The 15,337-nt window shown below is 41.6% G+C and carries 16 protein-coding genes; 10 read left to right on the top strand and 6 right to left on the bottom strand.

All coding sequences use genetic code 11. The features are described from left to right. Positions 1–25 precede the first annotated feature (25 nt). The 3 genes from AA0X95_RS07680 to AA0X95_RS07690 are packed head-to-tail and all read right to left on the bottom strand — an operon-like array spanning position 26 to position 859. On the bottom strand, positions 26–388 hold the full coding sequence (locus AA0X95_RS07680) for a spore coat protein (protein WP_413307425.1): 363 nt from the start codon (positions 386–388) through the stop codon (positions 26–28). A gap of 16 nt (positions 389–404) precedes the next feature. Beyond that, a complete protein-coding gene (locus AA0X95_RS07685; RefSeq protein WP_413307427.1) occupies positions 405–698 on the bottom strand; it encodes a hypothetical protein in 294 nt (97 codons plus the stop codon). A gap of 29 nt (positions 699–727) precedes the next feature. Next, positions 728–859 carry a YuzL family protein gene (locus AA0X95_RS07690; RefSeq protein WP_307285483.1) on the bottom strand — a complete coding sequence of 44 codons (132 nt, stop codon included), beginning with the start codon at positions 857–859 and terminating at the stop codon, positions 728–730. A gap of 208 nt (positions 860–1,067) precedes the next feature. On the opposite strand from AA0X95_RS07690, the gene AA0X95_RS07695 reads away from it, so the two are divergent. The 8 genes from AA0X95_RS07695 (at position 1,068) to AA0X95_RS07730 (ending at position 8,737) form a co-directional block, all read left to right on the top strand. Then, positions 1,068–3,452 (top strand): 3-hydroxyacyl-CoA dehydrogenase/enoyl-CoA hydratase family protein, encoded by a 2,385-nt coding sequence (locus tag AA0X95_RS07695; protein WP_413307429.1) that lies wholly within the window; start codon positions 1,068–1,070, stop codon positions 3,450–3,452. Positions 3,453–3,490: 38 nt separating this feature from the next. Further along, positions 3,491–4,666 (top strand): acetyl-CoA C-acetyltransferase, encoded by a 1,176-nt coding sequence (locus AA0X95_RS07700; RefSeq protein ID WP_413307431.1) that lies wholly within the window; start codon positions 3,491–3,493, stop codon positions 4,664–4,666. 60 nt (positions 4,667–4,726) lie between these two features. Then, positions 4,727–6,511, top strand: a complete 1,785-nt coding sequence (locus AA0X95_RS07705; protein WP_413307434.1) for an acyl-CoA dehydrogenase family protein — start codon at positions 4,727–4,729, stop codon at positions 6,509–6,511. Positions 6,512–6,703: 192 nt separating this feature from the next. Then, a complete protein-coding gene (locus AA0X95_RS07710) occupies positions 6,704–7,060 on the top strand; it encodes an arsenate reductase family protein (RefSeq protein WP_413309891.1) in 357 nt (118 codons plus the stop codon). An 86-nt stretch (positions 7,061–7,146) separates the two neighbouring features. Then, positions 7,147–7,530: a glycine cleavage system protein GcvH gene (gene gcvH / locus AA0X95_RS07715; protein ID WP_413307436.1), complete on the top strand. Its 384-nt coding sequence runs from the start codon at positions 7,147–7,149 to the stop codon at positions 7,528–7,530. A 136-nt stretch (positions 7,531–7,666) separates the two neighbouring features. Beyond that, the gene (locus tag AA0X95_RS07720) at positions 7,667–7,906 is read left to right on the top strand and encodes a YusG family protein (protein WP_413307439.1); all 240 of its coding nucleotides are present in this window, start codon (positions 7,667–7,669) and stop codon (positions 7,904–7,906) included. 147 nt (positions 7,907–8,053) lie between these two features. Continuing rightward, positions 8,054–8,410, top strand: a complete 357-nt coding sequence (locus AA0X95_RS07725) for a toprim domain-containing protein (RefSeq protein WP_307285499.1) — start codon at positions 8,054–8,056, stop codon at positions 8,408–8,410. Positions 8,411–8,416: 6 nt separating this feature from the next. Continuing rightward, a complete protein-coding gene (locus AA0X95_RS07730) occupies positions 8,417–8,737 on the top strand; it encodes a thioredoxin family protein (RefSeq protein ID WP_413307442.1) in 321 nt (106 codons plus the stop codon). 28 nt (positions 8,738–8,765) lie between these two features. Here AA0X95_RS07730 and AA0X95_RS07735 read toward each other — a convergent pair whose 3' ends face one another. From AA0X95_RS07735 to AA0X95_RS07745, 3 genes are all read right to left on the bottom strand, one after another. After that, positions 8,766–10,091, bottom strand: coding sequence for a (Fe-S)-binding protein (locus AA0X95_RS07735; protein ID WP_413307445.1), 1,326 nt, complete (start codon positions 10,089–10,091; stop codon positions 8,766–8,768). Beyond that, entirely contained in the window at positions 10,088–11,530 is a 1,443-nt protein-coding gene (glcD, locus tag AA0X95_RS07740; protein WP_413307448.1) for a glycolate oxidase subunit GlcD, read from the bottom strand. Before glcD ends, AA0X95_RS07735 begins: the two co-directional genes overlap by 4 nt. A 92-nt stretch (positions 11,531–11,622) precedes the next feature. Then, positions 11,623–13,317 (bottom strand): L-lactate permease, encoded by a 1,695-nt coding sequence (locus AA0X95_RS07745; protein ID WP_413307451.1) that lies wholly within the window; start codon positions 13,315–13,317, stop codon positions 11,623–11,625. A gap of 321 nt (positions 13,318–13,638) precedes the next feature. Between AA0X95_RS07745 and AA0X95_RS07750 the strand changes: the two genes are divergently transcribed. Both AA0X95_RS07750 and AA0X95_RS07755 read left to right on the top strand, forming a co-directional pair. Then, entirely contained in the window at positions 13,639–14,370 is a 732-nt protein-coding gene (locus AA0X95_RS07750) for a FadR/GntR family transcriptional regulator (RefSeq protein ID WP_413307453.1), read from the top strand. Positions 14,371–14,559: 189 nt separating this feature from the next. Next, entirely contained in the window at positions 14,560–15,276 is a 717-nt protein-coding gene (locus tag AA0X95_RS07755; protein WP_413307456.1) for a (Fe-S)-binding protein, read from the top strand. Positions 15,277–15,337: the final 61 nt, after the last annotated feature.

The following is a 15,337-nucleotide window of genomic DNA, read 5'->3' on the forward strand; positions in this document are numbered from 1 at the left end:
GGAGGCGGTGCCTTCGGGTTTTTGCTTACTGCATAGTAGTATTTCCGCCGCCATGCTGTGGCAGTTGGTTGGTATAACCTTGGAACTGCTGGTACGATTGCTGAAGCTTTTGTTGATCGGCAGCTTCAATTGCATACCAGCCTTTTCTAAACATAAGGTCGTAAAGGTCGCGTTGGCATTGCTGTGTTTCAGTGAAAATCTGCATCACATCCTGATACAAGCCTTCGTGGCTGGCTTCATGCAGTGCCATAGAATAAGCAGATGTCATATATTTTTCTGTTGTTAGTAAATCATTAATGAAATCCCGATCGTTCATTTGTGGAGTTTTAGGCACCTGTGATTCAGGGTTTTGAATTTTTTGCTGGTTTTGGTTTTGGTTTTGATTCATCAGTCTGTCCTCCTTCTTATTGCATATTATTTAATGGCTGTTGCTGTCCTGAATGCATGCCTAGATGGCCTAAAAGCTGTTGATAGTGACGCGCATGCATTTGACAAACCTTTTCTGCCTCGGATTTTATTTCAGGATCTTGGCACTGACTGGCAAAAAAGTGCGCTTTCTTCGCAGAGAGTAAATTCCATGACATCATATCTGTTAAATAAAGTGCATCCTTCGTAGATACTACACCCGGAGGCTGTTGCATAGTCGCTTGTTGGTTTTGCATGTTCATATTTGGCATGTTCATATTTTGTTGCTGCATAGAGAATCCTCCTAATCCTTGGATTTTAATTACCTTTTGAACTGATTGTTCTGGCTGTTTTTTTTGTCTAAGTGGGCTTCTTCATTTCCTGGCCCGCCATTTCCCTTGACACTTGCCGCACTAACTCCAGCTTTGGAAGGGTTCTTTTTCATTTTCGCCATCTTTATCACCTCAAGAATAGGATGCCCAGTGCTTAGAATTTATGTAAGGGGATACAAATGTTCAAAAAAATTTCAAATTTCCGCTATTAATGATTGCACAAATTTTCTAAATATTTTATTATAAATAATAACAAAACTCATTCAGAAATATTTTTTTTGACTAAAAAATGAATGAGTATTCATTCAAAGTTTGAAGGGGGAGACAGTGTTGAACCAATTGATTAAGAAAGCAGCTGTCCTAGGATCAGGAGTAATGGGCTCGGGGATTGCAGCACATCTAGCGAATATCGGAATTCCTACACTATTATTGGATATCGTGCCACGTGAATTAACGAAAGAGGAAGAAGCTAAAGGACTTACATTACAAAATAAACAAGTTCGCAATCGAATCAGCGCGACCGCTATTCAAAAGCTATTAAAGCAAAAGCCAGCGCCACTGACCTCCAAGAAAAATCTTGCTCTCATTGAAGCAGGAAACCTTGAAGACGATTTAGTGAAACTGAAAGATGTCGACTGGGTTATCGAGGTAGTTGTTGAAAACTTAAAGGTTAAACAGCAGGTTTTTGAAAAAGTGGATCAGTTCCGTAAACCTGGAAGTATTATTAGTTCCAATACATCTGGTATTTCTGTCGAGGCGATGGTTGAAGGCCGCTCAGAAGATTTCCAAAAGCATTTCTTAGGAACACATTTCTTTAATCCACCTCGTTATTTAAAGTTACTCGAAGTCATTCCAACTCAGTACACGGATCCAGAAATTCTTTCTTTCATGAAAACTTTCGGTGAAGATGTGCTTGGAAAAGGCGTGGTAGTAGCAAAGGATACGCCTAACTTTATTGCAAACCGCATCGGTACGTATGGTCTACTTGTAACGGTTCAAGAAATGTTAAAAGGCGGCTTAAGTGTTGGAGAAGTTGATTCCATTACAGGTCCACTGATTGGCCGTGCGAAAAGTGCAACATTCCGTACATTGGATGTCGTCGGATTAGATACCTTCTATCATGTTGCCAACAACGTCTACGAAAAAGTAGAAGGTCATGAGAAAGAAGTGTTTGAAATTCCTGCTTTCCTTAAAGCGATGGTTGAAAAAGGCTGGCTTGGCAGCAAGTCCGGACAAGGTTTTTTCTTGAAAAAAGGAAAAGAAATTCTTGAGTTAGATCCTGATACATTGGAGTATGGTCCACGTAAAAAGCTGTCTACACCATCTGTGGAACTGGCCAAACAGGAAAAAGGCTCAGGAAATAAATTGAAAGCGCTTGTTTACGCCAATGATAAGGCGGGGCAATTTTTATGGAATACAACCAAGCAATCGCTTGTTTACTCAGCAAAGCTATTAGGTGAAATTGCCGATGATATCGTAGCCATTGACCGTGCCATGAAATGGGGCTTTGGCTGGGATAAAGGACCGTTTGAGACATGGGATGCAATTGGTGTTGAAAAATCTGTTAAAAAGATGCAGGAAGAAGGAATCGAAGTACCTGTATGGGTGACTGAAATGCTTGAAAAAGGCTTTACCTCTTTCTATATCGAGGAAAATGGTGAGTCCTTCTTCTATCATAACGGTCAATATCGTTTAGTAGAATTTAATCCGAAGGTAATTGATCTTAAAAAGATTAAAAACCAAAAAGGTGTCATTAAGAAGAACAGTGGGGCGAGCCTAATTGACATTGGCGACGGTGTGGCACTCCTAGAGTTCCATTCACCGAATAATGCCATTGGTCTTGATATCGTGCAAATGATCAACTTTGCTGTGGATGAGGTGGAGAAGAATTATAAGGGCCTTGTCATCGGCAACCAAGGTAAGAACTTCTGTGTGGGTGCCAACCTCGCCATGATGCTGATGGAAGCACAGGATGACAATATTTATGAGCTTGATTTAGTGGTTCGTCATCTCCATAGCGCATTATTAAAAGTGAAATACAGCTCGAAGCCGGTAGTGGCGGCACCATTTGGTATGACACTTGGCGGCGGTGCAGAGGTTTGTCTGCCAACTACGCATATTCAAGCGTCATCAGAAACCTATATGGGACTTGTTGAAGTCGGTGTCGGCCTGCTTCCAGGTGGCGGAGGTAACAAAGAGCTTTATATCAAGCACTTAGAAAATCTCCCAAGCGGTGTTCCGTTTGATTTGCAAAACGTGGCAAATAAAGTGTTTGAAACCATTGCAATGGCTAAGGTTTCAACATCTGCTGAAGAAGCACGTGAAACAAATTTCTTAGACGGATCTGATGGCATAAGCTTTAATGGAGATCACCTATTGTATGATGCGAAGCAAGCCGTTCTAGCTTTACATGAACAGGGCTATAAGCCAAGAGTACGTAGAAAGGTTCCGGTAGTCGGTGAAACCGGTTATGCAACTCTTTTACTGGGTGCAGAAGCGATGCGCTTATCTGGCTATATTTCCGAACATGATTTGAAAATTGCTAAGAAGATTGCCTATGTCATTGCTGGTGGAAGAGTACCATTTGGAACGGAAGTTGATGAGCAATATTTATTAGATTTAGAAAGAGAAGCATTTTTAAGTCTAATTGCCGAGCCAAAATCACAGCAACGTATGCAGCACATGCTCGTTAAGGGTAAACCTTTACGTAACTAATAATATTTTTCTAATTTATAGAAAGCGAGGGAACTTGCATGAGAGAAGCGGTAATCGTGGCAGGAGCCAGAACCCCGGTAGGTAAGGCAAAGAAAGGAACGCTTGCCCATGTTCGTCCTGACGATTTGGGAGCATTGGTGGTAAAAGAAACATTAAGACGTGCAGGAAATTATGAAGGAAATATTGATGATTTAATCATTGGCTGTGCTATGCCTGAAGCAGAACAAGGCAATAACATGGCTCGTAATATCGGGGCACTTGCAGGTCTTCCACATACGGTCCCTGCCATCACAATCAATCGCTTCTGTTCTTCCGGACTACAAGCGGTTGCCTATGCAGCGCAGGGCATTATGACGGGCCAAATTGACACAGCCATTGCTGGCGGAGCTGAGTCCATGAGTATGATACCTATGATGGGGCATGTGGTTCGACCAAACATTAAGCTCGCAGAAACGGCACCGCAATATTACATGGGAATGGGCCATACAGCAGAAGAAGTAGCTAAAAAATATGGCATTAGCCGTGAAGACCAAGATGCTTTTGCGGTAAGAAGTCATCAGCGGGCAGCTAAAGCGATTGCAGAAGGAAAATTCGTCGATGAAATCGTACCAGTGGATGTGACCATTCGTACAGTTGGACATGACAATAAACTAATTGAAAAAACAATCCAATTTTCACAAGATGAGGGCGTTCGTCCAGAAACAAACCTAGAAACCTTAGGTAAACTACGTCCGGCGTTTTCTGTAACAGGAAGCGTAACAGCAGGTAATGCTTCACAAACAAGTGACGGAGCTGCTGCATTGATGGTCATGGACCGTGAAAAAGCGGAATCACTTGGTTTGAAGCCATTAGCTAAATTCATATCGTTTGCAGTTGGAGGCGTGCCACCTGAAATTATGGGTGTCGGCCCAGTGGTCGCTATTCCAAAAGCAGTGAAGCTAGCTGGATTAGAATTATCCGATATTAACTTGTTCGAATTGAACGAAGCGTTTGCTTCCCAATCGTTGCAAGTCATTCGTGAGCTAGGCCTAAATGAAGAGATTGTGAATGTAAATGGTGGTGCGATTGCCCTTGGACATCCGCTTGGATGTACTGGTGCGAAACTAACCCTTTCACTGATCCACGAATTGAAACGCAGAAACGAGCAATTCGGTGTAGTGACAATGTGTATCGGCGGCGGTATGGGCGCTGCTGGAGTATTTGAACTCTTGTAAAAAGGGCCAGGGGCAAGAGAAACTTAGCCCCTGGCTAATCAAAGATTAGGAGGAATAGAGATGGCAAACCAAACAGAAAAGATTATTAAAGGCGGTAGCTTTTTAATTGAGGATGTTTCTTATAATCAAGTATTTACACCGGAAGATTTTTCAGATGAGCACAAAATGATTGCTAAAACAGCAGAAGACTTTGTGGAAAACAAAGTGCTACCACAAATTGAACACTTAGAAAACCATGAGTTTGATCGTACGGTAAAGCTTCTAAAGGAAATGGGGGAGCTTGGTCTTTTAGCAGCTGATGTACCAGAAGAATTTGATGGTCTAGGTCTTGATAAAATTACTTCTTCATTAATTACTGAAAAAATGTCAAGGGCTGGCGGCTTCTCCCTTTCATATGGTGCCCATGTGGGTATCGGTTCATTGCCAATCGTATTATTTGGGAACGATGAGCAAAAGAGCAGATATTTACCTGGCCTTGCTTCAGGTGAAACGCTTGCTGCTTACGCATTAACTGAACCAGGCTCAGGTTCTGATGCCCTTGGTGCTAAAACAACTGCGAAGCTTAATGCTGAAGGCACACACTATATTCTAAACGGGGAAAAGCAATGGATTACAAACGCAGGCTTTGCGGATGTATTCGTTGTGTATGCAAAGGTGGATGGAGAACACTTCACCGCATTCATCGTTGAAAGAGGCTTCCAAGGCGTTTCAACCGGCGCTGAAGAGAAGAAAATGGGGATAAAGAGTTCTTCCACTCGTACACTCATTTTAGAAGACGTCCCTGTACCAGTTGAAAACCTATTAGGTGAATTTGGTAAGGGCCACGTGATTGCCTTTAATATCTTAAATATCGGACGCTATAAATTAGCTGTTGGCGGTGTAGGCGGATCTAAGAGTGCCTTCGAAATGACTGTGAAATATGCAAATGGCCGCAAGCAGTTTAAAACGCCAATCGCTCAGTTTAACTTAACTAAAGAGAAATTTGGTACAATGGCATCCAAAATTTATGCAGCAGAAAGTGCTGTTTACCGTACAATCGGCTTGTATGAGGATAACCAAGGTAAGCTGACTGATGAGGAAGCGAAAGACATTAAAAAGGTAGCCAATTCAATTGCAGAGTATGCGATTGAGTGTTCATTAAACAAATTCTTTAACAGTGAAGTGTTAGATTATGTGGTAGACGAAGGCGTTCAAATTCATGGTGGATATGGTTTCATGCAGGAGTATCCAATTGAGAGAGCATACCGTGATTCTCGTATTAACCGTATTTTCGAAGGTACAAACGAAATCAATCGTTTGTTAGTATTAGGCACATATCTGCGTAAAGCGATGAAGGGTGAGCTTCCATTATTCCAAAAAGCAATGGCTCTACAAGAAGAACTAATGATGCTTATGCCTGAGGAGCCAGGTGATGAGCCGTTAGCACAAGAAAAATATTTAGTGAAAAACGCGAAGAAGATCGGCTTACTAGCAGCTGGTTTAGCCGCACAAAAATACGGCAAGGCAATTGAAAAAGAGCAAGAAATTTTCGTGAACATTGCTGATATTGTATCCAATGCGTATGCTATGGAATCTGTCGTATTACGTACAGAAAAGGCAATCGCTAAAGATGGTGTAGAGAAGAGCAAACAAAAGCTTCTTTACACTCAAATCTTCTGCCAAGAAGCATTTAATAAAATTGAAGCAGATGCAAAAGAAACATTGGTTGCTGTTGAACACGGTGATACTCTTCGCATGATGTTATCTTCGCTTCGCAAGTTTACTCGCCACACGCCAATCAACGTAATTGCGAAAAAGCGCGAAGCAGCAGATGCCCTTATTGAAGCAGAACGCTATATCGTTTAAAATGAAATACGGGCTCCCTTTTTATCAAGGGGGCTTTTTATTTTTTTAAATAAAAGAAGGAGTATTTACGAAATTAGTCGAATTTTTTTATGTGGAACATATTTTTTGCATTAGGATTTTGTAAAACGTTATGATAATATTCAAATGACGTTAGTGCGTCATCTGAATTAGTGGGAAAGGGCGGTGAAACTTTTGTCTCTTACTTTTTACTGGTATCCAAAATGCGGCACATGTCGAAACGCAAAGAAATGGCTGGATGCCCATCATCTTTCCTATGAAGAAGTACATATTGTGGAACATCCCCCAAGTCGTGAGCAATTGCAGGATCTTTATCAAAAAAGCGGACTAGAACTAAAAAAATTCTTTAATACTAGCGGTATGAAATATCGTGAATTAGGTATAAAGGATAAAATGAAGTCAGCAACGGATGAAGAGCTGCTAGACTTACTTGCCTCCGATGGGATGTTAATCAAGCGGCCGATTTTAACGGATGGCGAACGAGTCACCGTAGGCTTTAAAGAAGAAGAGTATGAAAAAATGTGGCAATAAGCCTACTCTTCCTTTCCTGACTCATGGTAATCGATTTTATTCGATGATAAATTTTTTAGAAAAAAACAATGGAGGGATTTAAGCGAATGAGTACACCAAAAGAGTTACGTTATTCAGAAGAACACGAATGGGTAAAAGTTGAAGGGGAAAAGGTGCGCGTTGGTATCACTGACTTTGCACAGCATGAATTAGGAGATATCGTATTCGTTGAACTACCTGAAGTTGGTACAGAAGTATCAGCAGACGAGCCATTCGGAAGCGTTGAATCTGTTAAAACAGTTTCTGAGCTATATGCACCTGTTAGCGGAAAAGTGGTAGAAGTAAACGAAGACTTAAATGACAGCCCTGAATTTGTAAATGAATCTCCATATGAAAAAGCATGGATGATTGTCATCGAACTTTCTGATAGCAGCGAAGTAGAAAAGCTAATGACTGCTGAACAGTACGAAGAAATGGTTAAAGAAGACTAATCATCATTAGAAAAGCACCTTTTAGGGTGCTTTTTCTGTTAAAAATCTAGGGTTACCTCTTTTAATAATAATTTCCACGATTTCTTCTACTAAAGTGGGGAAACTAAACGTAAACATATTAAAAGAGGGTGGACATATGTCATTGAAACAACAAAAGGTAGATGTTACCGATCGTGTAGTAGGAAAAATTAAAAACGGTGAGATTGAGCTATTCTTAGAATCATCCTCGATTGGAAAAATTAAACTTCCAGAGAATATGCAGTATGAGCTAGAGCATCACTTTGAGGCCGACCAACAAAAGATATACCAGCATGTGACGGTTACCGATCAACCTGATGCGAAATATACCGATTGTGATGAAGGTGGATGGTGTTAACTCCAACGTTGTAGCCGTCGTGAGTATGAGCAGATACCTATTTTTAAGATGACAATAATGATATAGTTAACATACTAAGAAGAAGACACACGTAATCAAAATTTTAGAATATGTTAACATAAACAACTTCTATTACAGGTGATGGATATGAATGATTCGTATGTTGACAAAGTTCTTATTGTCGAAGGAAAGTCAGATAAAAATAAGGTAAAAAGTATAGTAAAGGAACCGGTTGAAATCATTTGTACGAATGGAACCATCAGTGTTTCGAAGCTCGATGAATTAATTGAGTTTCTTGAAGATAAGGATGTCTACATTCTTGTTGATGCAGATCAAGCAGGTGAAAAGCTTCGTAAGCAATTTAAGCGGGAGTTTCCACATGCTGAGCATATATATATCGATCGGATGTATCGCGAGGTCGCAACGGCACCAGTACAGCATTTGGCGACTGTTCTTTTAGGAGCGAACATCGATGTGCATACTGAGTTTTTAGAAATGGGATAATGAGTAATGAACGAATGGAATCAAAATAATTTCACTGATTTCCTTGAAAGGAAGTCAACTGGACTCGTATATTTTTACACACCTCTCTGCGGTACGTGCCAACTGGCATCAAAAATGCTGCAGGTGGTAGAGCAACTAGTAGAGATAGATATGGGAAAAATGAACTTAAATTTTTATCCTGAATTGGCAATGGACCTAGAGATTGAAAGTGTACCCTGCCTGATATTTGTTAGAGACGGATTGATAACAGAAACACTGTATGCTTTTCATTCAGTCCCGTTTTTATTGGATAAAATCAACTTATTTGTAAAGGAAGCAGATGCGTAGTGCATCTGCTTTTTTAATTTCATTTGTCTTATACTTTTACAGCTTCAAGAAGCAGATCGACAATATGGACGCCCCTCATTTTTAAGCTCAAACCTTCACGCTCGATTCCGAGCTTCATCTGCAGCAGGCAGCCAGGATTTGCAGTAACAATGGTCGTAGCCTGAGAAGATTTTGCCTGCTCCATTTTGTAATCAAGCATCTTCATCGACATTTCCGATTCAATAATATTGTAGATTCCAGCAGATCCGCAACAACGGTCTGCATCATTCATTTCCCTGTATTCTGTTCCCTTGATTGCCTGCAGTAGCAGCCTCGGAGCAGAGGCTGTTTTCATGACATTTCGGAGATGGCAGGAATCCTGGTACGTAATTACCTGATGTGGGAGCTCAAGCTCAACTTTTTCATGGAAACCAACAGCAACCAGAATCTCAGAGATATCCTTAATTTTACTCTTAAAGGCAGAGGCACGGTCTTTCCATATCGGGTCGTCCTTCAGCAAATGGTCATAATCAATTAGAAAGGCGCCACAGCCTCCGGCATTTGTAATAATGTAATCAACATTTAAGTCTTCAAATGCGTTAATATTCTTTTTGGCGAGCGCCTTCGCATCTTCCTTTTCACCGCTGTGTCCGTGAAGAGCGCCGCAACAGGCCTGGTCTTTCGGAATCACAATTTCACAGCCGGCTAGCTGAAGGAGCCTCGTCGTGGCATTATTCGTTTCTAGGAACATTGTATCCATCAGGCAGCCGCTAAAAAAGGCAACTCTGTTGGTTTTTGTGCCTATAGGCTCCAAATGTTCGGGACGGTTTTTCATTTCTTTCATTGTAGGTACTTTCGGCAAAACCTTCTCCATTGTGGCGAGAGAATCTGGCAGCAGATTCATCATACCAGTATTTCTCACAAAAGTCTGAAGGCCTGAACGCTGGTAAAAACCAAGAAGTCCTGTTAGATTCCGCATTCTGTTTTGGTGCGGAAACAAGCCCTTGAACACTGCTTTCCTTACCACTCTTACTGGCATCGAGAATTTTTTGTTCTGGTTGACAATATCCCGCGCATCCTCTAGAAGGTGGCCATAATTTACGCCAGATGGACAGACCGGCTCACATGCACGGCAGCCGAGGCAGAGGTCAAGTGACCTTTCAAAATCTTCATCCGGTTCAATAAGGCCATCTACCACTGCTTTCATTAAGGCAATACGGCCTCGTGGAGAATGAGATTCTTTATATCCTGATTCAATATAAGTTGGGCAAGTTGGGAGGCAAAATCCGCATCTCATGCAATTCAGGAGCTCATCTTCGTTCATCCGCTCCTTAAATTGCTGCTGAATTATTTCCTTTTCTTTCACTGTTGTCATTTCATTACCACCACTCGTTTCCTGCTGTCTTCCATGAATACTTTCCCAGGGTTCATGATATTATTGGGGTCCAAGGCATCTTTTACAGACTTCATCGCCGAAATACCAGCTTTTCCAAGCTTTAATTCAAGGTAAGGGGCTTTCATAATACCTACGCCGTGTTCTCCAGTTATGGTTCCGCCAAGTTCAATTGCTTTCTCGAATATCTCCGCAAATGCCTTTTCAACACGTTCCATTTCTTCATGGTTGCGTGCATCTGTAGGACAAGTGGGGTGAAGATTCCCGTCCCCTGCATGACCGAACGTACAAATATCCAAATTATATTTCACAGCAATCTGGTTAATTGCTTTCACCATTTTCGCAATTTCAGACCTTGGCACGGTAGCGTCCTCAAGTATAGTTGTCGGCTTCAAACGTGCAAGTGCAGAAAGCGCGGTCCTGCGAGCGGTCCTTAAAGCATCTGCCTCATGTTCAGTCTTTGCAATTTGGACAGACACTGCGCTCTCCTGCTTACAGATTTCAGACATCTTCGCAATGTCGCGTTCCACCACTTCAGGTGGGCCATCCTGTTCAATCAAAAGGACTGCTTCTACATTTGTCGGCAGGCCTACCTGCGCATAATCTTCTACCACTTTTAATGTCGGCTGGTCTAGAAACTCCAGTGTCGCAGGAATAATCTTGTTGGCAATTATTTTAGACACAGTTCTTGCAGCAGCCTCCATGTCCTGGTATAAGGCGAGCATTGTTTTTTTCGTTTCCGGAATCGGAATAAGCTTTAACGTAGCCTCGGTTATAATGCCTAGGGTTCCTTCTGAGCCGACATACAGACGTGTAAAGTCGTAACCGGCGACATCCTTAGCCAGCTTTCCTCCTGTACGGATAATTTCGCCATTTGGCAGTACGATTTCAAGGGCAATGACATAATCCCTTGTCACTCCGTACTTCAGGCCGCGGAGCCCACCTGAATTTTCATTGATTGTTCCACCAATCGTGGCTATTTTCATTGAACCTGGATCAGGCGGATAGAAGAGCCCCTTGGCTTCTACAGCTTTAATTACTTCATAGGCAATCACCCCTGGCTGAACAGTGGCTGTTAGATTTTCTTCATCTATTTCGAGGATCTTATTCATGTGTTTAAAAAGCATGACGATTCCTCCCATTATTGGGCAGGTCCCCCCGCAAAGGTTTGTGCCGGAGCCACGTGGAACAATAGGGATTTTATATTCATTGCAAATTTTGACCACTTCAGATACCTCTGCTGTATTCCTTGGACTTACTACAGCATCGGGTAGCGCCTGAAAATTTGGCGTAGAATCGTAGGAATAGACAAGCCTTCCTGTCTTTGTGTCGTCAAAATTTTCTGCTGTTACGATACTAATAATCTTGTTTTTTACTTCCTCTAATAGTTTGTTAGTTTCTTTCACAGTATTGGCTTTCATTTTGCTCCCCCGTTCTTGGATTCTAAAATTAACAGCTTCTGTCTATGAAAAGACAGAAGCCTAGTATATTTATGGTTGCAAAGTAAACTCTTTTACGGAATCATCCATGAAAGGACATTATTTTGCAGGAATGTGATAATACCTACCAATATAACAAGGAATAAGCTGTGCTTGATTGTAAAGCGGAACAAATCGGATTCTTTCCCTGCGAGTCCAACTGCTGCACACGCAACTGCAATGGACTGCGGGGATATCATTTTGCCGGTTACCCCTCCAGATGAGTTCGCAGCAATTGCAAGTACAGGGTCCATTCCAATAGAAGTGGCTGTGATTTTTTGTAGATTTCCGAACAGCAGGTTGGCAGATGTATCTGATCCGGTAATAAACACTCCGAGCCAGCCAAGGAATGGTGAGAAGAATGGGAACAATACCGATCCAGTTTTGGCCAGAGTCATTCCTAGCGTTGTGCTCATTCCAGATGCATTTGTAATATAGGCAAAACCGACAACAGAAGCAATTGTTAGAATGGGAAACTTTAATTCATTAAGCGTTTCACCGAATGTTAGAATCCAGTTTTTCCATGAGATTCCAACAATAAATTTAGAAATGATCGCAGCTATTAAAATAGCGGTTCCAGCTGCTCCAAGAATCTCCAGCTTGTAAACAGCAGCGACCGGATCCCCTGCAGCATTGAGCACTTTATTATTCAGTAGCGGTACTTCAGGCATGAATGTCAGGTTGTGCCCAATAGAGTTAACGATTTTAAGGATTGCATTGGCACCTTCATAATGCCCAGTAAGAGCTAGCTTGACAGTTGGGATTCCCCATACCGAAATGATGGCAGTCAGCACAAGGAATGGAGACCAAGCCTTGAAAATTTGTCCCCCCGTATTCGTCTTCTGAATGTTTCCAACCGGGGTTTTAGCAGCTGCTGTTGCTGCAAGTTCCTGCTCGGCAGCAAAACGGAAAACGGTCTTAGGCTTCCAAAACTTCAGGAAGATGGCCAAAGCGAACAAGGATACAAGGGAGGAAAGAATATCCGGAAGTTCAGGTCCCATGAAATTGGATGTTATATATTGAGTCAATGCAAAGGAAATTCCTGAGACGAGTATTGCGGGCATAATTTCCATAGCTCTTTTAAAGCCTGCCATAATGACAACTAAATAGAAGGGGATAAATACAGACAAGAACGGAAGCTGACGGCCGACCATTTTGGAGATTTCCATTGCAGGTACCCCTGTCGGACCTTCTACAGCAATAATTGGTATACCGATCGCCCCGAAAGCAACAGGTGCAGTGTTGGCGATTAGGCATAGGCCTGCAGCATATAAAGGATTAAAGCCGAGCCCAACTAATAGTGCGGCAGAGATCGCAACAGGGGCTCCAAAGCCGGCCGCACCTTCCAAAAACGCACCAAAAGAGAACGCTACCAAAAGTGCCTGTAAACGGCGATCTTCAGTAATAGACAGTACAGAGTTTCTAATAATATCAAATTGTCCCGTTTTAACAGTCAATTTGTACAAAAATACAGAAGAAATGATAATCCAGCCGATTGGCAGGATACCGTAAACAGCTCCCTGTGTCGTAGACATTACAGCCATTCCGGCAGGCATTTTAAAGGCTATAACAGCAATCAGCAATGCAACTGCAAGTGTTGAAAGTCCCGCAAGATGCCCCTTCATTCTTTTGATCGCCAAAGCCCAGAAAAAATATAAAATAGGAATTAGTGCAACAATGGCTGACAGAGCAAGATTATCTCCTACAGCGGTAAAATTTTGAGTAAACAAATAATATACCCCCTTAAATGATAAAACTGAGTGTTACAATACTATGTAAAGGTCCTCCCTCCGATAGTAGTAATCGCTTACATTTTAACATAAGGTCATCTGATGACTAGGTGATTAACTGCTACAGAAAAGTATAGGGGATATTTATTAGCTTGACAACATATTTATTTTACTTTGGTGAAAATTCCAAATATTAAAGTGGGTTTTCATAGTAATTCCTATAAAATCATTTTTTGGGGAATGAATAATAAAGACGGTCCTACCGAAAAGCTGTATAATTGGAGTGGAATTTACGTAAACGGAGACATGGGGGCAAACACATTGGAATATAAAAAGATAAAGCCAAAAAAAATATATGAAGAAGTCGCCGAAACAATATATGAATTGATCAGGTCTGGACAGCTGAAGCCAGGTGATAAACTCGATTCTGTTACGCAGCTTGCGGAGAATTTCAACGTTGGCCGTTCAGCAGTCCGGGAAGCGTTGACAGCCTTAAAAGCAATGGGTTTAATCGAAATCAGGCAGGGGGAAGGAACATATGTCAGGGAATTTGAGACTGAACAAATAACTTTTCCACTTTCAACAGCCATACTAATGAACAAGGAAGACATTGCCCATCTGCTTGAGGTGCGTAAAATTCTTGAACTTGGAACCGTTTTTGCCGCTGCCCAGAAAAGAACCGACTCTCAGCTTAAAGCAATGGAGACTGCTCTTGAAGATATGAAACTTGTCAATGGCAATGAAGAGATCGGAGAAAAAGCGGATTTAGCTTTCCATTTGGCCATCGCGGAGGGATCCCAAAATCCTTTGTTGACCAGTCTTATGAATCACGTATCAGGTCTAATGGGTGAAACAATGAAAGAAACCCGCCGACTATGGCTCTATTCTAAGCAAACTACTACCTACAGGCTGTATGAAGAGCATGCTTCTATATATCAGGCAATAAAGGAGCAGGATAAGGAATTAGCTAGATCACTGATGCTTGAGCACATTGAAAATGTTGAGAGTGTCCTCCATAATTTTTTAGCAAAAACCAAAGTAAAATCTGAATAACGACTGCACCTTCGTCTATGATGGAGGTCAGTTTTTTTTTTTTGTAAATTTCTGAAAACCGTTCCAAAAATAAATAAATCTATAGTATTATAATTTTTAATCGCATCTTCGCATTTCAGGTCATCTGATGACCAGTTAAGTTGAAAATGCAGTAAATGGCAAGATAGAACGTTTCAGGGAGAGATTAGAATGAAAGTGACTCTTTTTGCAACATGCCTTGTAGACATGTTTCAGAGTGATGTGGGAAAAGCAACTGTTGAGCTTTTGGAAAGGCTCGGATGTCAAATTGATTTTCCAGAATCCCAGGTCTGCTGTGGGCAGCCAGCATATAACAGTGGCTATGTTAAAGAATCAAAGGAAGCGATGAAGAGGATGATCGAAACCTTTGAACATGCCGAGTATATTGTATCACCTTCGGGTTCGTGTGCATTCATGTTTCATGAATATCCCCATGTTTTTAAAGGGGATCCTGTATGGGAGCCAAGGGCAAGTGCACTAGCCGCGAAAACGTATGAGCTTACACAATTTATTGTAGATGTATTAAAAATTGAGGACGTCGGTGCCAGGTTTGAAGGCAATGTGACTTATCATACCTCCTGTCACATGACAAGGCTGCTTGGAGTCAGAAAAGCACCGATGATTCTTTTGGAAAATGTAAAAGGCCTCAAGTTTACTGAGTTACCTGGAAAAGAGCAGTGCTGCGGATTTGGGGGAACCTTTTCTGTGAAAATGGCCCAAATTTCAGAACAGATGGTCGATGAAAAAGTTTTGCATGTAGAAGAAACTGGAGCTGATTACTTGATTGGTGCAGACGCAGGCTGCTTGATGAATATCGGGGGCCGAATTGAAAGAAAAGGGAAGCCAATCAAGGTATTGCATATCGCTGAAGTATTGAACAGCCGGTAAATTCCGATATATGTGTGGAAAATCCACAATTGCTTTGCAACAAGGCTTCTAGATTCCATAA

It is taken from the genome of Neobacillus phoenicis (genome assembly GCF_047302305.1).
In the GTDB taxonomy this organism is placed as follows: domain Bacteria; phylum Bacillota; class Bacilli; order Bacillales; family Cytobacillaceae; genus Neobacillus.

Bases quoted from the DNA above. Each gene is read 5' to 3' on its own strand.
- AA0X95_RS07700 (WP_413307431.1), top strand. From the start codon at position 3,491: ATGAGAGAAGCGGTAATCGTGGCAGGAGCCAGAACCCCGGTAGGTAAG.
- AA0X95_RS07680 (WP_413307425.1), bottom strand. From the start codon at position 388: ATGAATCAAAACCAAAACCAAAACCAGCAAAAAATTCAAAACCCTGAA.
- AA0X95_RS07730 (WP_413307442.1), top strand. From the start codon at position 8,417: ATGAACGAATGGAATCAAAATAATTTCACTGATTTCCTTGAAAGGAAG.
- gcvH (WP_413307436.1), top strand. From the start codon at position 7,147: ATGAGTACACCAAAAGAGTTACGTTATTCAGAAGAACACGAATGGGTA.
- AA0X95_RS07755 (WP_413307456.1), top strand. From the start codon at position 14,560: ATGAAAGTGACTCTTTTTGCAACATGCCTTGTAGACATGTTTCAGAGT.
- glcD (WP_413307448.1), bottom strand. From the start codon at position 11,530: ATGAAAGCCAATACTGTGAAAGAAACTAACAAACTATTAGAGGAAGTA.
- AA0X95_RS07725 (WP_307285499.1), top strand. From the start codon at position 8,054: ATGAATGATTCGTATGTTGACAAAGTTCTTATTGTCGAAGGAAAGTCA.
- AA0X95_RS07735 (WP_413307445.1), bottom strand. From the start codon at position 10,091: ATGACAACAGTGAAAGAAAAGGAAATAATTCAGCAGCAATTTAAGGAG.
- AA0X95_RS07720 (WP_413307439.1), top strand. From the start codon at position 7,667: ATGTCATTGAAACAACAAAAGGTAGATGTTACCGATCGTGTAGTAGGA.
- AA0X95_RS07685 (WP_413307427.1), bottom strand. From the start codon at position 698: ATGCAGCAACAAAATATGAACATGCCAAATATGAACATGCAAAACCAA.
- AA0X95_RS07690 (WP_307285483.1), bottom strand. From the start codon at position 859: ATGGCGAAAATGAAAAAGAACCCTTCCAAAGCTGGAGTTAGTGCGGCA.
- AA0X95_RS07705 (WP_413307434.1), top strand. From the start codon at position 4,727: ATGGCAAACCAAACAGAAAAGATTATTAAAGGCGGTAGCTTTTTAATT.